The sequence below is a fragment of the Rhizobium sp. SVR5-2C genome (assembly GCF_056755115.1).
On the sequence record NZ_JBNDHT010000392.1, the window covers coordinates 1 to 275 of the forward strand.

The 275-nt window shown below is 70.5% G+C and carries 1 pseudogene; it reads right to left on the reverse strand.

The window, feature by feature from the left end:
* Nucleotides 1–54 precede the first annotated feature (54 nt).
* A pseudogene (locus ACPYOI_RS36225) lies at nt 55–275 on the reverse strand (MFS transporter); the annotation flags it as partial.

Below are 275 nucleotides of genomic sequence, written 5' to 3' on the forward strand. Positions count from 1 at the left end.
GCGGACGTTGGGTCGATGCGTTCATGCCGATGCGCTCCTGCGGGAAAGTGACGTTCAATGGGCGAGTTCGACGGGTTCGGCCGTGCGCTCGGGCAGGCCCTGGCCGCGGTCGAGGCGGCCGCTCAACGCGGTCAGTGCGAAGGCGCCGAGCGTGACGACGGCGGCGATCCACGGCGTATGGCCGAGGCCGACGTTCGCGACGATCAGGCCGCCGAGCGACGAGCCGCCCGCGACGCCGAGGTTGAACGCGGCGATGTTGAAGCCCGATGCGACGT